Here is an 18,679-nt window from a genome sequence, read left to right on the forward strand (position 1 = left end):
CCCCTTAAGACCCTGAGGTGTTCCTACAGGCCAGACTCGGCCGTACGCACCAGGATGCGGCGGCAGTTCTCGCAGCGGACCACGGTGTCCGGCGCGGCCTTGCGGACCTCGGCCAGCTCGGTGATGGCGAGCTCCTGGCGGCAGCCCTGGCAGGTGCGGGCGTACAGCTTGGCCGCGCCGATGCCGCCCTGCTGCTCGCGCAGCTTGTCGTACAGCTTCAGCAGGTCGGCCGGGACCGCGGCCGCGATGACCTCACGCTCCTTGGTCACCGTCGCCGCCTCGGCGTCGATCTCCTCGGACGCGGCGTTCCGGCGGGCGGTCGCGTCGTCGATCCGGCCCTGGACCGCGCCGACCCGCTCGGTCAGCTCGGCGACCCGGTCCTGCGTGGTCTCACGGCGCTCCATGACCTCCAGGACGACGTCCTCGAGGTCGCCCTGGCGCTTGGCGAGGGAGACGATCTCCTTCTGGAGGTTCTCCAGGTCCTTCGGGGAGGTGACCGCGCCGGAGTCCAGGCGCTGCTGGTCGCGGGCGGCGCGCTGGCGCACCTGGTCCACGTCCTGCTCGGCCTTGGTCTGCTCGCGGGCGGTGTCGCTCTCCTCGGTCTGCGCGGCCACGAGCAGGTCGCGCAGCTGGGTGAGGTCCTTGGTCAGCGACTCGATCTCGGCGTGCTCGGGCAGCGACTTCCGCTTGTGCGCCAGCTGCTGGAGGCGTACGTCCAGGGCCTGGACGTCGAGGAGTCGGATCTGGTCGGCGGGCGCGGCGTTCAGTTGGGGGCTCCAAGGGACGGTGAGTGGCTGGTCCAGGGGTCGGTGACCGTCTTGGAGACGTGCACGCGCAGGTCCCAGCCGTGGCGGTCGGAGATCTCGTCGAGCTGGGCTGCGGCCAGCTCGCACCAGGGCCATTCGGTGGCCCAGTGCGCCGCGTCGAGCAGCGCGAGGGGGCTGTGGGCGACCGCTTCCGACGCCGGGTGGTGGCGCAGGTCGGCGGTGAGGAAGGCGTCCACACCGGCGGCGCGTACGACGTCGAAGAGGCTGTCGCCGGAGCCGCCGCTGACGGCGATCGTGTGCACGAGGGCCTCGGGGTCGCCGGCGACGCGGATGCCCTGTGCGGTGGCGGGGAGGCGGGCGGCGGCCCGTGCGGCGAGCTCGCGGACCGTCACCGGGTGGTCCAGTTCGCAGACGCGGCCGAGGCCCCGGCGGCCCTCCGGGTCGGTGGGGTCCGGGACCAGGGGGCGTACGACCCGCAGGTCCAGGGCTCCCGCCAGCGCGTCGGAGACGCCCGGGTCGGCGGTGTCGGCGTTGGTGTGGGCGACGTGCAGCGCGATGTCGTTCTTGATGAGGGTGTGCACGACCCGGCCCTTGAAGTGGGAGGCCGCCACCGTCGTCGTACCGCGCAGATAGAGGGGGTGATGGGTGACGAGCAGGTCGGCGCCCAGTTTCACGGCCTCGTCGACGATGTCCTGCACCGGGTCGACGGCGAACAGGACCCGGCCGATCTGCTGGTCGGGGTCGCCCACGACCGTGCCGACCGCGTCCCAGGACTCGGCCCGCTCGGCGGGCCACAGGTTGTCCAGCGCGGCGATGACTTCTGACAGACGGGGCACGGGGAAAAGGCTACCTGTCTGTTCCACGGGGCTGTACCTGCTCACCCACGGGAGGCGGCGCGCAGCACACCGGCCCCTGTTTCCTCAGGTGAATCGCCGGGCGTGCACCCGTATGTGTGAAGCCATGGGCTGCCGATGCGCCGCCTGTGCGTCCGAAAACTAGCTTCGTGGCCGGAGGTGACCGAACGATGACGGCCTGTGCGATCGAACCTTCGGCTGCGGCCGAGGACGACAGAGTGCCGGGAGGCGGCAGCGTGCCGGGGGCGGGTTGCGCCGTCACGGTGGACTGCGCCATCACGGTGGACGGGGCGTACGCGGCCCGGCTGGTTCAGCAGGAAGGTTCCTGGTACCCGGAGCGGTGGACGCTGGACGGTCCCGAGCCGTACGCCGTGCCGCTGCCCGGGAACCAGCCCGAGGAGCCCGGCACGGAGGTGCAGCCGATGGGTGACGGGCGGGTGCTCATCCACCGGCTGGCGGACGGGCGGCACCACTTCGCCCTGCTGTATCCGACCGGGCCGGGCACGGGTGAGCTGCCGCTGGGTGCGGTGGAGTGCCCGGACGAGGGTGTCTCGTTACGGCTGCTGCCGCCCGCGCCCGGGGGTGTGCAGGCATTCGCGCTCGCCGTGGGCCCGCGTTCCTCCACGGTGTGGCTGGTGACGGGCGGGGCCTTCGGGCCCGAGCGGCTCGCGGTGCTCCCGGGGCGTTGTTCCGGCGGGGTCTGGCTGGACCGGGGCGGGCGGATGCTGGCGCTGGACCGGGAACTGGGCGGGCGGACCAAGGCGGTCGTGGTCGATCTGGAGCGGCGCGGTGAGGTGTCGCCGCTGCTGCAGATCGCACCGGACAGCGACGACCGGCTGCTGCTCGCCGACCCGGACAGCGGGCTGATCCTGGTCGGCTCGGACGCGCCCTGTCCCGGGCAGGAACGATTGGGCTGGGGCGTCCTCGGCAGCACGCTGCCGGTGCGCTTCCCGGAGAGTCTGCGGGTGGCGGAGGTGCCGGACTGCACGGTGACGCCGTTCGCGGTCCAGCCTGGGCAGGTGCTGACGCCGGAGGGCTGCGGGGTCGCGATGCGGATCGAGGGTCCGCTCGGCGGCTGGGTCGGCGCCTGGCGGCCGCGGGAACGCAGGATGTGCCATCTCCCGGCGCCGGAAGGGTGGTTGGCCGGCGCCGGGTTGTGGACGCAGGACGGGGCGCTGCTGCTGCCGTACGCCACGGGGGAGGTCCCGTGCGGGGTGGCGGCGGTGACGGTGCCCTGGGGGGAGACGGGGGGTCCGGGGGGCTCGGGGGAAACGGGGGAGCCCGCGGGGTGGGGGGATGTGGGACCGGGGGATCCGGTTCGGGACGGCGTGGCTGCCGGGGCGCCGAGTGCGCCCGGGGAGCCGGCCGAACCGGATACCCCGGGACCTGCCGTGAACCGGCCGGTACCCTTGCAGGAGGCTCCGCTGGCCCGTCTGTGACGAACTCGCCCGTCTGTAACGAACTCGCAGCGGTCGGCGTGCCCGCGTGGATCCCCCCTGTGGTCGGCCGGTTAAAATCGCCGCGCTGTAAGAAAGATCATGTTGACGGGGTGAATTCTTCCGATGAGCGACGCCAGCACGTCCCAGCAGCTGTCCGCCGACCTCGATGAGCCCGACGGCCACGGCAAGCACCGTGGTCAGGGCTCGGGTCAGGACAGCGAAGCGGCCCCCAGTGGGCGGCACCGCAAGCCGGAGCCGGCCGAGACGGTGGCCTGGGCCTGACGGAACACGCGACAGCGGCTCCGCCCTTGAGGGGGCGGGGCCGCTGTCGCGTTTCCACCGTCCTACTGCCGCTTCAGCCCCAGTACCTCCGCCGCGGCGAAGGTCTCCCCCGTCGGCCGTCCGGCGTAGTGCGGGGTGAGCAGGGCGTCGAGTTCGTCGTAGCTGAAGGTGTCCTGTTTGCTGTCGAACTTCGCCTGGACGCGCGGTCGTTCGACGATCGCGACCATCCCGCCGTGTACGACGAGCAGCTGGCCGTTGACGCGTTCGGCGGCAGGGGATGCCAAGTAGCCGACGAGCGGGGCGACATGTTCGGGGGCAAGGGGGTCGAGGCCCTCGGCGGGCTGCTCGAACCCGGCGAAGACGTCCTCGGTCATCCGGGTGCGGGCGCGCGGGCAGATCACGTTGGCGGTCACGCCGTACTTGGCGAGGGCGAGGGCCGTGGAGGTGGTCAGGCCGACGATCCCGCCTTTCGCGGCCGCGTAGTTGGGCTGGCCCGCGGAGCCGGCGAGGAAGGCCTCGGAGGAGGTGTTCACGATCCGGCCGTACACCTTCGCGCCGCCCGCCGCCTTGGAGCGCTCCCGCCAGTGCGCCGCCGCGAAGTGGGTGGTGTTGAAGTGGCCCTTGAGGTGGACCCGGATCACCGAGTCCCACTCCTCCTCGGTCATGGAGAAGACCATGCGGTCGCGCAGGATGCCGGCGTTGTTGACGAGGATGTCCAGCTTGCCGAAATGGGTTGTCGCCAAGGTGAGAAGGTCTCGCGCCTGCGAGAAGTCGGCGACGTCCCCGGTGTGGGCGACGGCCCGGCCGCCCTCCGCGCGGATCTCCTCGACAACCTGCTCGGCCGGTCCGGTGGAGGCGTTCCCGGAGCCGTCACGGCCCGGCTGCCCGAAGTCGTTGACGACGACGGCCGCGCCCAGCCGGGCGAGTTCGAGCGCCTCGGCCCGGCCCAGCCCGCGGCCGGCGCCGGTGACGATCGCGCTGAGCCCGTCCAGAGGCCTCTCTTCCGTCATCCGACGGCCCTCAGATCTCTATGCAGGTGCGCAGCGCGGTGCCGGTGCGCATCTGGTCCAGTGCCTCGTTGATCTCCGTCAACGGCACCCGGTGGGTGATCAGGCCCTCCAGGTCGACGCGGCCGGCCCGCCACAGGGCGATCGTCCGCTCGTAGGAGCTCACCACGTCGCCGCCGCCGTACATCGACGGCAGGATCCGCTTCTCGTCGAAGAACAGCTCGAACATGTTCAGTTGGAGGAAGTCGTCCATGGCGCCCGCGCCGACGACCACCAGGGTGCCCCCGCGCCGGGTGTTCTCGTAGGCCGTGCGGGCGGTGGCGGACCTGCCGACGACCTCGAAGACGTAGTCGAAGCCCTCGCCCGCGGTGACCTCCTGCTTGGCGCCGGGCAGTTCGTCCGGTGAGACGGCCTTCGTGGCGCCGAACCTGAGCGCCGACTCGCGCCGGGAGGCGACCGGGTCGACGGCGACGATCTCGGCGGCGCCCTTGAGCCGCGCCCCCTGGATCGCGGAGATCCCGACACCCCCGCACCCGATCACGGCGACCGACGAACCGGCCTCCACATCGGCCGTGTTGAGGGCCGCACCGAGCCCGGTGGTCACCCCGCAGCCGATCAGCGCGGCGATGTCGAAGGGCACGTCGTCGGGGATCGGCACCGCACACCCGGCGTCGACCACGACCTCCTCCGCGAAGGTGCCGGTGCCCGCGAAGCCGAAGACATCACCGGTGGGGCGCCTGAAGTTGGGGGTACCCGCGTTCATGAACCCGGCCAGGCACAGTTCGGTCTGGCCGCGCCTGCAGGCGGGACACGCGCCGCAGGCCGGCAGCCAGCAGACCACCACCCGGTCGCCGGGCTTCACACGGGTGACGCCCTCCCCCACCTCCAGGACCTCGCCCGCGCCCTCGTGGCCCGGCACGAACGGCCCCGGCTGCGGCAGCACCCCGCTCATCGCCGACAGGTCGGAGTGGCACAGCCCGGTGGCGCGCACCCGTATGCGCACCCTGCCGGGCCCGAATCCCACCGCCTCGACGTCGTCGAGGACTTCGAGCTTGTCCTGGCCGATCTCGTGCAGTACGGCTGCGCGCATGGTGCGGCTCCCCTCAACTGCTCACTGGATCAAGAGTGTTCGACGATCGTGTCGGCGAGGACGGGCGCGTCGTCCCTCCCCCACGCTCGGCTTCGCTCGCGCGGGGGGACCCCCATGACGGCGCTGACGGCGACCCGGACCTGGGAGTCCCCCTGCCACATACGGATCCGCAGCGTCTCCCCCGGGTACACCACCCCGGCGAACCGCGTCTCGTACGACCTCACCCGCGACACGTCCCCGTCGAGCAGGGTGTCCACGACCGCCTTGAGGGTCATGCCGTAGGTGCACAGCCCGTGCAGGATGGGCCGGTCGAAGCCGGCGAGCTTGGCGAACTCGGGGTCGGCATGCAGCGGGTTGTAGTCGCCGGAGAGGCGGTAGAGCAGCGCCTGGTCCTCGCGGACCGCGCGCTCCACGGTCCGGTCGGGCTCGCCGGCGGGCGGCTCCGGCCGGGCCGAGGGGCCGCGGTCGCCGCCCCAGCCACCCTCCCCCCGTACGAAGATCTGCGCGTCGTTGGTCCACAGCGGGCCGTCGGCGTCCGCGACATCGGTGCGCATCACGAGGACGGCCGCCTTGCCCTTGTCGTACACAGCGGCGATCCGGCCGGTGGCGGTCGCGGTGCCCGCGACCGGGATGGGGCGGTGGATCTCCAACCGCTGACCGCCGTGCAGCACCTTGGCGAGGTCGACGTCGATACCGGGCATGGACAGTCCGCTGATCACCCCGGGCGAGCCGGCGCCCGCGACGGTGGCGAAGCTGGGCAGGACGTGCAGCCGGGTCTCCAGGGTGTAGCGCAGTTCGTCGGGGTCGGTGGCGGGGCGGCCCGCGCCGATGCCGAGGTGGTAGAGCTGGACGTCCCGGCGCTCCCAGCGGATCTCTCCGGACCGGGGTTCGGCGGCGAGGGCCTTGGCTGCGTCGATGGGCATACGGCTCCTGAGGTGTCTCAAGACCTCGGCACGACCGTCCGCACCGTCGGCCGCACCGAGGTCGTCCACGGGGCGTGCGTGTCTAGAACGCGTTCCAGTCCAGCGCACCTTGTATAGCCCAGCGCTCCGGACTTGTGAAGGCTCCTGACGGCGTGTCAGTTCGCCTCGGGGTTCACGCGACCCGGGACATTTGTCCTGCCGGAGTCGGTACATGCGCATCTGCCGGACGGGCGGCCCGGATTCGTAGCTTGGTGGCCATGACGCAGACGCATTGTGCCGCCGTGTCCTTCGCGGGCGCGGTCAAGACCTTCGGTGCCGTACGTGCCGTGGACGGCGTCGACCTGACCGTCGCGCCCGGTGAGACGGTCGCCCTCCTCGGCCGCAACGGCGCGGGCAAGTCGACGGCGATCTCACTGCTGCTCGGCCTCATCGAGCCCGACGCGGGGACGGTGCGGCTCTTCGGGGGACCGCCGGAACGGTCGGTGCGGGCGGGCCGGGTCGGCGCGATGCTCCAGGAGGCGCGGGCCGTTCCCCGGGTCAGGGTGCGCGAGCTGGTCGCCTTCGTCGCCGGGCGTTATCCGGAGCCGCTGCCGGTGGCGCGGGCCCTGGCGCTGGCCGGGATCGCCGAACTGGCGGAGCGGCGCATGGACCGGCTGTCCGGCGGCCAGGCCCAGCGGGTCCGGTTCGCGGTCGCCCTCGCCGGGAACCCCGCACTGCTGGTGCTGGACGAACCGACGGCCGCGCTGGACGTGGAGGCGCGGCACGCGTTCTGGGCTTCGATGCGGGGGTTCGCCCGCCGCGGCCACACGGTGCTGTTCTCCACGCACCACCTGGAGGAGGCGGACCGGTACGCCGACCGCATCCTCGTCGTGGACCGCGGCCGGATCGTCGCGGACGGCACCGGTGAGCAGCTCAAGCGGTCGGTCGGCGGCGGTCTGGTCGCCGTCGACCTCGCCGGGCGCGCGACGGACGGCCTGGAGCGGCTGCCGGGGGTGCGCTCGCTGGAGATCCGCGGTGACCGGGCCCGGCTGCGCACCGACGACCCGGACGCCACGGTGCTCGCGCTCGCCGCGCTCGGCGCGGTACGGGGCCTGGAGGTGGCCCCGGCGTCACTGGACGACGCGTTCCTGGCACTGACTGCGTCCGAGCCGGAGCCGCTCACCTCACCCGCGACGGAGGCCGTGTGATGCTGGACTATCTACGCCTCGAGGTGCGCCGTACCCTGCGGGACGCCGGGTTCGTCGTCGGCGGGATCGCGATGCCGGTCCTGATGTATCTGCTGTTCACCAACCTCGGTGCGGCCGACGGGAGCTGGAAGACCGGGGCGATGGTCGGGATGGCCGGGTACGGGGCGGTCGGCTCCGCGCTCAACACCGGGGGCGGGGTCGCCGAGGACCGGGCGATCGGGTGGCTGCGGCAGCTCAGGGTGACACCGATGACCCCGCGCCAGGTCGTCGTCGGCCGGGCCCTGACAGGTTCGGTGACGGTGCTGCCGGCGATCGTGGCGGTGCTCGCGGCGGGCGGCCTGCTCAACGGCGTACGGCTGGCCGCCTGGCAGTGGGCGGCGATCGCGGTGCTGCTGTGGCTGGGCTCGGTGCCGTTCACCCTGCTGGGGCTCGGCAACGGCTACCGGCTGACCGGGCAGACCACGGGTGTGGCGAACATGGCCTGCAACCTGGGCCTCGCGGTACTCGGCGGACTGTGGTTCCCGGTCGCCCTGTTCCCCGGCTGGCTGCGCTCGGTGTCGGCGTACACACCCACCTACCGCTTCGCCCAGCTCGGCACCTCGGTGGCGGAGGGCCGCATGCCCCCGCCCTGGGCGGTCGCGGTGCTGGCCTTCTGGCTGGTGGTGTTCGGTTCGTACGCTGTGCTGTCGTACCGCCGGTCCGGACGGACCGGCTGACCGGGGGAGCGAGAGATGTACTGGATGCGAGGAGTGCGCAGCCGGCTGCGCGAGTGGCAGGCGGCTCAGGAGCGGTGGAAGGCGGACATGCGGGCCTTCCGGGCCTCGGAGAAGGAGGCACGCCGGACGGGTGCCGAAATCCCCGAGCAGCCGGGTCCGCCGCCGACCGCCTTCTCCCTGGTGCCCTGGCTGCTGATGGGGCTGGGCGCGTTCTCCAATCTGTTCCAGGGCAAGACGCCCGATCCGTGGGTCGGCGGCCTGGGGCTGCTCGCCTTCAACTCCCTCTACATCTACGTGGCGGCCCGCGCGTTCGTGAAGGAGAAGCGGCAGGCCACCTCTACGCGAGTGGCACTGGCTCTGATGGCCGTGATCACCTGCGGCCTCGCCGGCGGCTACGGCGGCAGCTGGCTGCTGTTCTTCCCGCTGTTGGGTCTGGCGACGGGCGCGGCGCTGCGGGGCGAGCACCTGCGCTGGGCCGGGGCGGCCGTCGCCGTGCTGGCCGGTGCGGTCTCCGCCGCCCGCGACGGCTGGAACGGCCTGAACATCGCGTACGCCACCTGGATCTCGACGATGGTGACGGCGGCGATACTCGGCCTCTCCGAGGCCGTGCGGGAACTGCGCGCCGCCCGCGAGCAACTGGCGCACCAGGCCGTGGAGAAGGAACGGCTGCGGTTCTCCCGCGATCTGCACGATCTGCTGGGCCACACCATGTCCGTGATCGTGGTGAAGTCGGAGGCGGCCCGGCGGCTGGCACCGCGGGACATGGACGCGGCGCTAGCCCAGATCACCGACATCGAGTCGGTGGGCCGGCAGGCGCTCACCGAGATCCGTGAGGCCGTCACCGGCTACCGCGAGGGCAGTCTCGGCACCGAACTGGACCGGGCCCGCTCGGTGCTGGACGCGGCCGGGGTGGAGCCGGTGGTCGGCCGCTCGGGCGCCCCGCTCGCCCCGCAGACCGAGACGCTGCTGGGCTGGGTGGTACGGGAGGCGGTCACCAACGTCGTACGGCACTCCGGCGCGACCCGCTGCGAGATCACCGTCGACGGCAACGCGGAACGAGTCCGTCTCACCGTCGCCGACAACGGCACCGGCACCGGCACCGGCACCGCTGACGAAGGCCCCCGCCGGGAGCGCGTCGGCGGCACCGGTCTGAAGGGGCTGACCGAGCGCCTCGCGGCGGCGGGCGGCTCCCTCAGGGCCGGCCCGTCGCCGCGCGGCGGCTTCGCGGTCACCGCGGAACTCCCCACCGAGGCGATGGAGTTGCTGACCTCGGCGGCTGCTACGGAGCCCAGGGAGAGGTGACGGCCCAGCTCACGTCGTCGGTCCACGACGTGGCGGTGTCCCAGGCGTTGGAGCCGCCGTCGCTCGCTATGTAGAGGTTGTAGTTGTAGTGGCGCAGGTATTTCGTCGGGTAGTTGTACGAGGCGAAGGACGTGCCCGTGCCGCTCTTGCCGGTCGTCGGGCAGAAGGTGGCATCCTGTCGATACGTGGTGGTGCCGTCCATGGGTTGCCGGTAGATCTTGTAGTTGTAGTGGCGCAGGTAGTCGCCGGGGTAGTTCCGGGACTCGAAGGAGACGCAGGAGCTGTCGGCGAGGCCAGGGCGGACGATCCAGGTGGCGTCGTTCTTGTCGAGGGTCGAGCTGCTGGAGGTGATGGCGGACAGGACGCCGGCGTTGTTCTGGTGGCGGACGTAGTCCGCGGTGCAGCAGGACGTCGTGGCCTGGAGGGAGATCTCCGAGGCGGAGCCGAGGCTGCCGGTGGAGCCGGTCGCGCCGCCGTAGCCGACGGAGACGATGTTGGACTGGACGGAGTCGTCGGCGGCGTCGGTCGGGATGCCCGAGGTCATCACACCCTCGAAGAACGAGCCGATGGAGCCGTTGCTGTTGTCACCGCCGGTGCCGAGGACGATCGCGCCCTCCTGGTGCATCGGCGAGTAACCGCTGCTGGTGCTGGGCTCGCTGCCGGAATACGTGGTGGTGAGGCTGCCCGATTGAGCATTTCCCCATTTCAGTGCGAAATGGTCCTGACCGTTGTTCTTCAGCAAAGCGGTGACGAACGGCAGAGCGCCCGTGCCCGTGTTGGACGAGTTCGTGCTGTAGCCGAGGTTGGACTCGAAGAGCCCGTTCTCCAGGTCCGCCTGCACCCAGGGTCCCGAGCCGTAGCAGGGCGAGAACCAGCACTCGGTGCCGAAGTTGATGGCGTCCATGTGGCCGTTGCCGGTGTCCTTGTTGTTGGTCTCGGCGTTGCCGTAGTCGAAGCAGCAGCTGCCGTTCACATGGGTGCCGGAGGTGACCATGTACATCCCCTCGGCGGCGCCGTTGGTGGCGACTCCCGAGGTGGCGTCGTTGCGGTAGCCCATGCCGGCCGAGATCTCCAGGCCGTAGACCTGGTGCCCGCCGACGGTCACCGGCAGCGCGTCCGCCGGGGACCCGACATCGGCCGAGCCGGCCCCGCCGGCGCCCTCGACGGTGAGGTCGTTGTGCTTGGACGACTGGTCGTAGATCTTGGTGATGATGCAGGTCGTACCGGCGCAGAAGGAGTTCTGGGCGGCGGCGTTGGCGTAGCCGCCGGTGGACAGCAGGCCGATGTTGGCCGTGGTGCTGTCCGAGGCGCGCTGCACCTGGTAGAGGGAGCCGCTGTAGGACGAGTACAGCGCCCGGACCATGCTGTGCGCGGCGACGCACGGGGTGCCGGCGGCTGCGTAGACGTCACAGGGCAGCGAGCTCGCGGCGGATGCCTGCGGGGCGCCCGCCCCGACGACGAGCGCGGCGATGGTCGCGAACGCCGCGAGCACGGACAGCACGGCTCTCTTCAGCCGTGGCGGACAGGAGCGTGCGGCTCGTAGGGACACTGAGAACACGGTGCACCTCTTCTTCGGTTCCTCGTAGGGCGGTGCGGGTTCTTGGCCGGTATACCGAACGTCGTTCGATCGAAATACCGAACCTATTCAGCTGTCGAAATGCCGACCATTCGCCGACCATTCGGGGAATTGCAGAGGCGATTGTTTGAGCACGGTCAAGCGCCGTCAAGACCTGCGGACCGGAACAATGACTACTCTTTAATTGCCGGGCCCGAGGCTAGGCTTGGGCTGTGTACGAGCCTGCGAACGAGATGCCCCGGTCCCACCGGCCCGCCAAGTCCATCCGGGTACTGCTCGCCGAGGACCAGGGGATGATGCGCGGGGCGCTCGCCTTACTGCTCGGGATGGAGCCGGACATCCAGGTCGTCGCCCAGGTCGGGGCGGGTGACGCGATCGTGGACGCGGCGCTCACGCACCGGCCGGACGTGGCACTCCTCGACATCGAGCTGCCGGGCATCAGCGGCCTGGACGCGGCGGCGGAGCTGCGCGAGCAGGCACCGGACTGCCGGGTGCTGATCCTCACCACCTTCGGCCGGCCCGGCTATCTGCGCCGGGCCATGGACGCCGGGGCGGCCGGCTTCCTGGTCAAGGACGGGCCGGTGGAGGAGCTTGCCCAGGCGATCCGGCGGGTGCTCACCGGGGAGACCGTGGTCGACCCGGCGCTCGCCGCGGCCGCGCTCAGCGCCGGGCCGAACCCGCTCACCGCCCGCGAGTGCGACGTCCTCAAGGCGTCGGTGGACGGCGCGACCGTCGCCGACATCGCGGCGAGGCTGCATCTGTCGGAGTCGACGGTCCGCAACTATCTCTCCGCCGCGATCGGCAAGACCGGCACCCGCAACCGCGCGGAGGCGGTGCGGGAGGCCCGCCGGCAGGGGTGGCTGTGACCTCCCGGCGGGCCGGCCGACGGGTGGCGGCGCGCTACTTCGTCACCTCCGCCGACTGGTAGACCGTGCCCTGCGGGGCCACGCAGACGAACCAGTTCGCCGTGCGGAAGCCGTCGACCGTGCGGATCGCGTTGCCGTCGTCGTGCGCCGAGAAGCCGTCGGCGAGGTGGGCCACGCTGGTCCGGCCGTCCTTCCAGTGGCAGGTGACCTCCTGGGCGGTCTTGGCGACGATGCCGATCACCAGCCGCCCCGAGCTCGCGGGGTCGGACGAGAACCGGGTCGCGATGGCCTCCAGGTCCGTGCCGGCGTAGGACTCCGGTGTGCGGACGGTGTTGAACATCACCTGCTGCGCGTGTTCCCCCAACCAGCCACGGGTCGCGAAGTACGAGGTCTTGCCGATCAGATCGGCGGGCACGCGGACGTTCGCCGGCTTCATCCCCAGTGCGTCCATGGCGTCGAACTGCCGGTCCGCCTCGGTCTCGTTGCGCGGTGCTCCCCACACCTGGACACTGACGCTCCACTCCTTGCCCTGGTAGGTCCCGCGGGACACCGTGGTCCACTGCGGGTCGTACACATGCCGTGCCTCAGGAGAAGCGGGGTGCGCCACCTCCTGCGCCCGGTGCTCCCCGGGCAGCCCGGCGAACGCCAGTGTCGCCCCCGCCGATCCGCCCAGCGCCACGACCGCCGTGGCCGCCGCCATCGCCCACCGCCGGGCCCGGCGCCGCCGGCCGCCGCGCATCACCGCCTGCACGGGGGCTATACCGATCTCGACCTCGTCCGTGGCGTCCGCGAGGAGGAAGGCGATGTCCGTCTCCGTCTGTGTCATGTACTGCTTCTCCCGGTCCACACTCATCAGTTACGCCCTCCCTGCGCCACCATGTCGGCCAGCCCCGGTATGGCACGGAGTTTCGCGATCCCCTTGGCCGCGTTGCTCTTGACCGTGCCGACCGAGCAGCCCATCGCCTCCGCCGCCTGTGTCTCCGTCAGGTCCTCCCAGTAGCGCAGCACCACCGCCTCCCGCTGCCGCGGCGGCAGTTGGGCGAGCGCCTTGAGCAGGGCGCTGCGGTCGTCGGCCTGGGCGATCCGGTCCCCCGTGTCCGGCACCTCCCGCACCAGGCCCGAGTCGTCCCTGGGCGCGAGGAACTCCTTGAGTTTCCTTCTGTGCCGACGGGCATGCGCGTTGATCATCACGCGCCGTACATACGCCTCCGGATCGTCGGCCGAGCCGACCTTCCGCCAAGCCACGAAGACCTGTTCGAGCGTCGTCTGGACGAGGTCCTCGGCGGCGTGCTGCTCCCCCGTGAGGAGAAATGCCGTACGCATCAGCCGCGGCCAGCGGCCGATCATGAAGCTCTGGAACTCCTCGTTCCGAGCGTTGTCCCGTTCCCCCATGGGCACCTCCTAGATGTAAAGAGGAGTCCGCGACCCGCCCGGACCGTTGCCTGCCCCGCCAGAACTTTCCGGCCGACCTCGCGGAGGCGCTCGGGCGCGGCAGCCACAGCAGCATCAGCACCGCCGGTCCGGGCCGCCGCGATCGTCGACATCACCGCCAGCCCCAGCGAACCACCCATCGTGCGCGAGGTGTTGACAAGCCCCGAGACCAGCCCGGCCTCCGCCGGCGCCGCCCCGGACGTGGCCGGCGCGGCGAGCGGGGTCGCGGCCAGGCCCGCGCCGAGCATCATCAGGATCCCGGGCAGCATGATCGCCGTCGGACAGACGCCGTGCGGGCCGAGCATGGACTGCCAGCCGAACCCGGCCGCCGCGACCAACGTGCCCGTCACCGCCACCGTCCGCGCCCCCGCCCGCCGCATCAGCCGCGGCGCGGTCTTGGAGGCGCCGAGCACCGCGACCGAGCTGGGCACCAGGGCGAGACGCCTCCAGCGGAGAGCGTCGAGGGCGCCAGCACGGCCGCGCCCAGCCCCTGCACGGCCCGGGCGAGCAGCAACTGCCAGCCGTCCTGGGCGAGCCCGCCGCCGAGCGAGGCCGGCGTGAACAGGCCGAGCCCGACCAGGAACATCCGCTTGCGCCCGTACAGGTCACCGGCCCGCCCGCCGAACAGCATGAACCCGGCGAAGGCGATGGCGTACGCGTTCACCACCCTCCCCCAGAGGGGGACCCCCAGCAAAAGCAAGGAACTCAGCCCCAGATCGGTCCGCATCGACGGCAGCGCCACGTTCACGACGGACACGTCGAGCACGACCACGAACTGTCCGGCACACGCCAGCGACACCACCAGCCAGGTGGGGGACGCGGTACGACGGGATATTCGTGGGGTGTCCGCGGCTTCGAGCATGAGCGTCATGCCCTCAACCCGGTTACGGTCCTTGCATCGGCTTTTCGGCCCAGTCGGTCCTCGGTCCTCGGTCCCTGGTCCCTGGTCCCTGGTCCCCGGTCCCCGGTCCCCGGTCGTACGTACGGCCTACACCGTCCTGCGCAGCAGCGTCACCACCGCCGCCCCGCCCAGCCCGATGTTGTGCGCCAGTCCCACCCGCGCGCCCGCGACCTGTCGGTCCCCCGCGGTGCCCCGCAGCTGCCACACCAGCTCGGCGGTCTGCGCGAGCCCGGTCGCGCCGAGCGGATGCCCCTTGGAGATGAGCCCTCCGGAGGGGTTCACCACCCAGCGCCCGCCGTACGTGGTCGCGCCGGACTCGACGAGCTTGCCCGACTCGCCGACGGCGCACATGCCGAGCGCCTCGTACGTCAGCAGCTCGTTGACCGAGAAGCAGTCGTGCAGTTCGACGACGTCGACGTCCTCGATGCCGAGGCCGGAGCGGTCGTACACCTGCCGGGCCGCCGCCCGGGACATCGGCTGCCCGACGACGTCGATGCACGAGCCCGACGCGAAGGACTCCTCGGTGTCGGTGGTCATGGCCTGCGCGACGATCTCGACGAGTCCGGTGAGCCCGCGCCGCTTCGCAAAGCGTTCCGAGACGACCACGGCGGCCGCCGCCCCGTCAGAAGTGGGCGAGCACTGGAGCTTGGTGAGCGGGCGGTGGACGGTGCGGGCGGCGAGGACGTCGGCGACGTCGTAGACGTCCTGGAACTGGGCGTAGGGGTTGTCCGCCGAGTGCCGGTGGTTCTTGGCGGCCACCGCGGCGAGCTGCGCCTCCGTGGTGCCGTAGCGCTCCATGTGCTCGCGGGCCGCGTCGCCGAAGATCTGGGCGGTGGGCGGGGTCATCTCGAAGCCGTGCCGGGCGGCCATGACGCCGTAGTGCCGGGCGACGGGTGAGGTGGCGAAGTCGCCTCCGTCGGCTCCGCTCCCCAGCGCGCCCCTCTTCATCTTCTCGAAGCCGAGCGCCAGTACGCAGTCGGCAGCCCCGCCCTCGACGAGCTGCCGGGCCAGCATCAGCGCGGTCGCGCCGGTGGCGCAGTTGTTGTTGACGTTGTAGACGGGGACGCCGGTGAGACCCAGTTCATAGGCGGCACGCTGACCGGCGGTGGAGGGCTGGAAACAGTAGCCGACAGGAACCTGTTCCACATCGCCGTACGAGATCCCGGCGTCGGCGAGGGCGGAGCCGCCCGCCTCTCGAACCATGTCCCAGTACTGCCAGTCCCGGGTCTCGGGCTTCTCGAACTTGGTCATTCCGACCCCGGCGACATACGCCTTCACAGCAGCCATGACGCGTGAGATTAGAACACGTTCCACAAACTGACCAGACCTTGACGACGGATCAGAAACCCATGGGATGGTCAAGGATTCGTTAGCAGCTCGAAGCAACGGAATAGTTGCCTGTGCATACGAGGTTTACCCACCACTTATCCACGACGGATCACGTCACATCGCGGCCCGCCCACACGTCATCTTCTCGCCCGTCACTCTCTCGGCCCGGAGGCCTCACTCAATGACGCACACGACGACCGACCAGCCCACCCGGGGCGCGAGCGGGGCCCTGGTCCCGGTCCTCGCCTTCGCGGGCATCGTGGTCGCGGTGATGCAGACCCTGCTCGTCCCGGTCATCAAGGACCTGCCGCAACTGCTGGGCACCGCGCCCAGCAACGCCACCTGGGTCCTGACCTCGACGCTCCTGTCCGGTGCCGTGGCCACTCCGATCATGGGCCGCCTCGGTGACCTCTACGGCAAGCGGCGGATGCTGATCCTCAGCCTCGCCGTGATGGTGGTCGGCGCCCTGGTCAGCGCGCTCACCAGCCAGCTGCTCACGATGATCGTCGGCCGTACCCTCCAGGGCTTCGCCATGGGCGCGATCCCGCTGGGCATCGGCCTGATGCGCGACATGCTGCCGCGCGAGAAGCTCGGCTCGGCGATGGCCCTGATGAGCTCCTCGATCGGCGTCGGCGGCGGCCTCGCGCTGCCCGCGGCGGCCCTGGTCGCGCAGCACATGAACTGGCACGCCCTGTTCTACGGCGCCGCCGGCCTCGGCGTGCTCTCCATAGTTCTGACCCTCCTGGTCGTCCCGGAGTCCCCGATGCGCGCGGAGGGCTCCTTCGACGTGGTCGGCGCGCTGGGCCTGTCCACCGGCCTGGTGCTGCTGCTCCTGCCCATCACCAAGGGCAGTGACTGGGGCTGGTCGTCCGGCACCACGCTCGGCCTGTTCGCCGCCTCCGTCGCCGTCCTCCTCCTGTGGGGCGTCTTCGAACTGCGCCACTCGGCCCCGCTGGTCGACCTGCGCACCACGGCCCGCCCGGCGGTGCTGTTCACCAACCTCGCGTCGATCATGGTCGGCGTCAGCTTCTACGTCGTCTCGCTGGTCCTTCCGCAGCTGCTCCAGCTCCCGAAGGCCACGGGCTACGGCCTCGGCCAGTCGATGGTCGTCGCGGGTCTGCTGGTCGCCCCGCTGGGCCTGACGATGATGTTCACCGCCCCGGTCTACGCCCGTCTGTCCGCCAAGTACGGCCCCAAGACCACCCTCATCCTCGGCATGCTGATCATCGCGATCGGCTACGGCTCGGGCCTCGGCCTGATGAGCGCGCCCTGGCAGAGCCTGGTCATCGCGGTCGTCCTCGGCGCGGGCATCGGCCTCGCGTACTCCTCCCTGCCGGCGCTCATCGTCGGCGCGGTCCCGGCGTCGGAGACGGGCGCGGCCAACGGTCTCAACACGCTGATGCGGTCCATCGGTACGTCCGTGTCCAGCGCCGTCATCGGCATGGTGCTGGCGAACACGGCGAACAACGTCGGCGGCGTCGAGATCCCGACCATGCACGGCTTCCGGGTCTCCTTCCTGATCGCCACCGGCGCGGTGGCGGTGGGTCTGGTCCTCGCCCTGTTCCTGCCGAAGCGGAGCCTGCCCGCGGCCGAGGCCGCCCAGCACACGCAGCTGCGGGCCAGCAGCGAGGAAGACGCCGCGCTCGTCAACGCCGAGGAGGTGCTGCGGGGCTTCCGCGGCCGCGTGCTGTCCGCCGACGGCTTGCCGGTCGCCCGGGCGAAGGTGACCCTCATCGACCGCCGTGGGCGACAGGCGGGGGCCACGCTTTCCGGTGACGACGGGACGTATGCGCTCGCTGTGCCGGCTCAGGGGGCGTATGTGCTGGCCGCGAAGGCGATGGGGCACGGGCCGCTGGCTTCTTCGGCCACGCATGCCGGGGATGAGCGGGCGGTGGATCTGGATCTCTCGTTGCCCGGGGAGACTGTCAGCGCGTAGCGGGGTGCCGCGGTCTGCCGTTTGGCGGGTGCGGCTGAGTGGGGGCTGGTCGCGCAGTTCCTCCCCCAGCCTTCGGCTGGGGGTACCCCCAGCGCCCCTGACGGGGCGCTGGCCCTGAGTGAGTGACATCCGCACCCCCTGTCGGTTCGCCGGCAGGGGGTGCGGCAGCATGGGCGCCGAGACCGTCGTACGACCGGAAGGACCGCCATGGCAGCGCCCGAGCCCAGGACTCTCGCCGCGTTCGAGAAGGCCAAGGGGTTCATGCCCCTGCACGAGGGACTGGCGCTGTACGCGGCCGCTGTCGAGGCCGGAGCCCTGGGGCTCCCCCTCCTGGAGGTCGGAACGTACTGCGGACGCTCCACCGTGCTCCTCGCCGACGCCGCCCGCGCGGCCAAAGTCACCGCGCTCACCCTCGACCACCACCGGGGCAGCGAGGAGCAGCAGCCCGGCTGGGACTACCACGACCCCGAGACGGTCGACCCGGAGATCGGGCTGATGGACACGCTGCCGACCTTCCGGCGGACCCTGCACCGCGCCGGCCTCGAAGACCATGTCGTCGCGATCGTCGGCCGCTCCCCGCAGGTCGCCGCCTTCTGGAACTCCCCGCTCGGGTTCGTCTTCATCGACGGCGGGCACACCGACGAGCACGCCACCGCCGACTACGAGGGCTGGGCCCCCCATGTGGCCCCGGGCGGGCTGCTGTTGATCCACGACGTCTTCCCCGACCCGAAGGACGAGTTCACCGGCCAGGCCCCTTACCGCGTCTACCTCCGCGCCCTGGAGTCGGGCGCGTTCACGGAGGTCTCGGCCCATGACTCGCTGCGCGTCCTGCGGCGCACGGGGACGGGGATCTGAGCGCGTCGGCACGCCCCCTTCGCGCGAGTGGACATGACGGATATGAGTCGATACCGTCGAAATGCGGGCGCCGCGGTCGAAAGCGGTCGGCAATTCGCACAGTCGGCGCCGAAGGCGGAGTCCACCGCCACCTGGTTGCCCGGACGGCTCACACCGAGCGTCCACCGGGCCGGCTGTCGCGAGAATTCGCTCCCGGCCAGGTCGAGGCACCAGATACC

General features: G+C 71.4%; 17 protein-coding genes and 1 pseudogene. 8 read left to right on the top strand and 10 right to left on the bottom strand.

The annotated features are described in order from the left end of the window. Nucleotides 1-23: 23 nt before the first annotated feature. On the bottom strand, nucleotides 24-767 hold the full coding sequence (locus ACIRR9_RS11480; protein ID WP_384557458.1) for a zinc ribbon domain-containing protein: 744 nt from the start codon (nucleotides 765-767) through the stop codon (nucleotides 24-26). Next, nucleotides 764-1,603: a Nif3-like dinuclear metal center hexameric protein gene (locus ACIRR9_RS11485; protein ID WP_403750043.1), complete on the bottom strand. Its 840-nt coding sequence runs from the start codon at nucleotides 1,601-1,603 to the stop codon at nucleotides 764-766. The genes ACIRR9_RS11480 and ACIRR9_RS11485 overlap by 4 nt, the downstream gene beginning before the upstream one ends. 188 nt (nucleotides 1,604-1,791) lie before the next feature. On the opposite strand from ACIRR9_RS11485, the gene ACIRR9_RS11490 reads away from it, so the two are divergent. Then, nucleotides 1,792-3,060 carry a hypothetical protein gene (locus tag ACIRR9_RS11490; protein WP_403750045.1) on the top strand — a complete coding sequence of 423 codons (1,269 nt, stop codon included), beginning with the start codon at nucleotides 1,792-1,794 and terminating at the stop codon, nucleotides 3,058-3,060. Nucleotides 3,061-3,183: 123 nt separating this feature from the next. Beyond that, nucleotides 3,184-3,342 (top strand): hypothetical protein, encoded by a 159-nt coding sequence (locus ACIRR9_RS11495; protein ID WP_403252139.1) that lies wholly within the window; start codon nucleotides 3,184-3,186, stop codon nucleotides 3,340-3,342. 62 nt (nucleotides 3,343-3,404) lie between these two features. On the opposite strand, the gene ACIRR9_RS11500 is transcribed toward ACIRR9_RS11495, so the two are convergent. From ACIRR9_RS11500 to ACIRR9_RS11510, 3 genes are read right to left on the bottom strand one after another with little or no spacing between them, the layout of a single operon-like run. After that, nucleotides 3,405-4,352: a 3-oxoacyl-ACP reductase gene (locus ACIRR9_RS11500; protein ID WP_365336811.1), complete on the bottom strand. Its 948-nt coding sequence runs from the start codon at nucleotides 4,350-4,352 to the stop codon at nucleotides 3,405-3,407. Nucleotides 4,353-4,362: 10 nt separating this feature from the next. Then, nucleotides 4,363-5,439, bottom strand: coding sequence for a Zn-dependent alcohol dehydrogenase (locus ACIRR9_RS11505; RefSeq protein ID WP_365336810.1), 1,077 nt, complete (start codon nucleotides 5,437-5,439; stop codon nucleotides 4,363-4,365). Nucleotides 5,440-5,468: 29 nt separating this feature from the next. Beyond that, nucleotides 5,469-6,362 carry a MaoC/PaaZ C-terminal domain-containing protein gene (locus tag ACIRR9_RS11510; RefSeq protein ID WP_403750049.1) on the bottom strand — a complete coding sequence of 298 codons (894 nt, stop codon included), beginning with the start codon at nucleotides 6,360-6,362 and terminating at the stop codon, nucleotides 5,469-5,471. 257 nt (nucleotides 6,363-6,619) lie between these two features. Here ACIRR9_RS11510 and ACIRR9_RS11515 point away from each other — a divergent pair, with 257 nt between their 5' ends. Genes ACIRR9_RS11515 through ACIRR9_RS11525 form a run of 3 tightly spaced genes read left to right on the top strand, consistent with a single transcriptional unit; the run spans nucleotide 6,620 to nucleotide 9,567 of the window. Further along, complete coding sequence (locus ACIRR9_RS11515) at nucleotides 6,620-7,549, top strand: ABC transporter ATP-binding protein (protein WP_403750052.1); 930 nt, start codon at nucleotides 6,620-6,622, stop codon at nucleotides 7,547-7,549. After that, complete coding sequence (locus tag ACIRR9_RS11520; protein WP_403750054.1) at nucleotides 7,549-8,265, top strand: ABC transporter permease; 717 nt, start codon at nucleotides 7,549-7,551, stop codon at nucleotides 8,263-8,265. Before ACIRR9_RS11515 ends, ACIRR9_RS11520 begins: the two co-directional genes overlap by 1 nt. Nucleotides 8,266-8,280: 15 nt before the next feature. After that, on the top strand, nucleotides 8,281-9,567 hold the full coding sequence (locus tag ACIRR9_RS11525; RefSeq protein WP_403750057.1) for a sensor histidine kinase: 1,287 nt from the start codon (nucleotides 8,281-8,283) through the stop codon (nucleotides 9,565-9,567). Here ACIRR9_RS11525 and ACIRR9_RS11530 read toward each other — a convergent pair. Then, complete coding sequence (locus tag ACIRR9_RS11530; protein ID WP_403750059.1) at nucleotides 9,545-11,116, bottom strand: alpha-L-arabinofuranosidase B; 1,572 nt, start codon at nucleotides 11,114-11,116, stop codon at nucleotides 9,545-9,547. The two genes, ACIRR9_RS11525 and ACIRR9_RS11530, sit on opposite strands and share 23 nt — an antisense overlap. 260 nt (nucleotides 11,117-11,376) lie before the next feature. Between ACIRR9_RS11530 and ACIRR9_RS11535 the strand changes: the two genes are divergently transcribed. Further along, nucleotides 11,377-12,009: a response regulator transcription factor gene (locus ACIRR9_RS11535; RefSeq protein WP_365336901.1), complete on the top strand. Its 633-nt coding sequence runs from the start codon at nucleotides 11,377-11,379 to the stop codon at nucleotides 12,007-12,009. A gap of 34 nt (nucleotides 12,010-12,043) precedes the next feature. On the opposite strand, the gene ACIRR9_RS11540 is transcribed toward ACIRR9_RS11535, so the two are convergent. The 4 genes and pseudogenes from ACIRR9_RS11540 to ACIRR9_RS11555 all read right to left on the bottom strand — a co-directional run bounded on the left by ACIRR9_RS11540 (nucleotide 12,044) and on the right by ACIRR9_RS11555 (nucleotide 15,628). Then, nucleotides 12,044-12,862 carry a hypothetical protein gene (locus ACIRR9_RS11540; protein ID WP_403750061.1) on the bottom strand — a complete coding sequence of 273 codons (819 nt, stop codon included), beginning with the start codon at nucleotides 12,860-12,862 and terminating at the stop codon, nucleotides 12,044-12,046. After that, a complete protein-coding gene (locus ACIRR9_RS11545; RefSeq protein ID WP_123977571.1) occupies nucleotides 12,862-13,401 on the bottom strand; it encodes a SigE family RNA polymerase sigma factor in 540 nt (179 codons plus the stop codon). The genes ACIRR9_RS11540 and ACIRR9_RS11545 overlap by 1 nt, the downstream gene beginning before the upstream one ends. Then, nucleotides 13,353-14,302 (bottom strand): annotated as a pseudogene (locus ACIRR9_RS11550) (MFS transporter). Before ACIRR9_RS11550 ends, ACIRR9_RS11545 begins: the two are co-directional and overlap by 49 nt. 126 nt (nucleotides 14,303-14,428) lie before the next feature. Beyond that, complete coding sequence (locus ACIRR9_RS11555; RefSeq protein WP_403750064.1) at nucleotides 14,429-15,628, bottom strand: lipid-transfer protein; 1,200 nt, start codon at nucleotides 15,626-15,628, stop codon at nucleotides 14,429-14,431. 223 nt (nucleotides 15,629-15,851) lie between these two features. Here ACIRR9_RS11555 and ACIRR9_RS11560 point away from each other — a divergent pair, with 223 nt between their 5' ends. Together ACIRR9_RS11560 and ACIRR9_RS11565 are read left to right on the top strand one after the other, a co-directional pair. Further along, nucleotides 15,852-17,606: an MFS transporter gene (locus ACIRR9_RS11560; RefSeq protein WP_403750066.1), complete on the top strand. Its 1,755-nt coding sequence runs from the start codon at nucleotides 15,852-15,854 to the stop codon at nucleotides 17,604-17,606. A 207-nt stretch (nucleotides 17,607-17,813) separates the two neighbouring features. Continuing rightward, nucleotides 17,814-18,461: a class I SAM-dependent methyltransferase gene (locus ACIRR9_RS11565; RefSeq protein WP_403750070.1), complete on the top strand. Its 648-nt coding sequence runs from the start codon at nucleotides 17,814-17,816 to the stop codon at nucleotides 18,459-18,461. Nucleotides 18,462-18,679: the final 218 nt, after the last annotated feature.

It is taken from the genome of Streptomyces sp. NPDC101234, assembly GCF_044767525.1.
In the GTDB taxonomy this organism is placed as follows: Bacteria; Actinomycetota; Actinomycetes; order Streptomycetales; family Streptomycetaceae; genus Streptomyces; species Streptomyces sasae.

Excerpts from the sequence above, each read along its gene's own strand:
- ACIRR9_RS11490 (WP_403750045.1), top strand. The coding sequence starts at position 1,792 with ATGACGGCCTGTGCGATCGAACCTTCGGCTGCGGCCGAGGACGACAGA.
- ACIRR9_RS11495 (WP_403252139.1), top strand. The coding sequence starts at position 3,184 with ATGAGCGACGCCAGCACGTCCCAGCAGCTGTCCGCCGACCTCGATGAG.
- ACIRR9_RS11500 (WP_365336811.1), bottom strand. The coding sequence starts at position 4,352 with ATGACGGAAGAGAGGCCTCTGGACGGGCTCAGCGCGATCGTCACCGGC.
- ACIRR9_RS11505 (WP_365336810.1), bottom strand. The coding sequence starts at position 5,439 with ATGCGCGCAGCCGTACTGCACGAGATCGGCCAGGACAAGCTCGAAGTC.
- ACIRR9_RS11510 (WP_403750049.1), bottom strand. The coding sequence starts at position 6,362 with ATGCCCATCGACGCAGCCAAGGCCCTCGCCGCCGAACCCCGGTCCGGA.
- ACIRR9_RS11515 (WP_403750052.1), top strand. The coding sequence starts at position 6,620 with ATGACGCAGACGCATTGTGCCGCCGTGTCCTTCGCGGGCGCGGTCAAG.
- ACIRR9_RS11520 (WP_403750054.1), top strand. The coding sequence starts at position 7,549 with ATGCTGGACTATCTACGCCTCGAGGTGCGCCGTACCCTGCGGGACGCC.
- ACIRR9_RS11525 (WP_403750057.1), top strand. The coding sequence starts at position 8,281 with ATGTACTGGATGCGAGGAGTGCGCAGCCGGCTGCGCGAGTGGCAGGCG.
- ACIRR9_RS11535 (WP_365336901.1), top strand. The coding sequence starts at position 11,377 with ATGCCCCGGTCCCACCGGCCCGCCAAGTCCATCCGGGTACTGCTCGCC.
- ACIRR9_RS11540 (WP_403750061.1), bottom strand. The coding sequence starts at position 12,862 with ATGAGTGTGGACCGGGAGAAGCAGTACATGACACAGACGGAGACGGAC.
- ACIRR9_RS11545 (WP_123977571.1), bottom strand. The coding sequence starts at position 13,401 with ATGGGGGAACGGGACAACGCTCGGAACGAGGAGTTCCAGAGCTTCATG.
- ACIRR9_RS11555 (WP_403750064.1), bottom strand. The coding sequence starts at position 15,628 with ATGGCTGCTGTGAAGGCGTATGTCGCCGGGGTCGGAATGACCAAGTTC.
- ACIRR9_RS11560 (WP_403750066.1), top strand. The coding sequence starts at position 15,852 with ATGACGCACACGACGACCGACCAGCCCACCCGGGGCGCGAGCGGGGCC.
- ACIRR9_RS11565 (WP_403750070.1), top strand. The coding sequence starts at position 17,814 with ATGGCAGCGCCCGAGCCCAGGACTCTCGCCGCGTTCGAGAAGGCCAAG.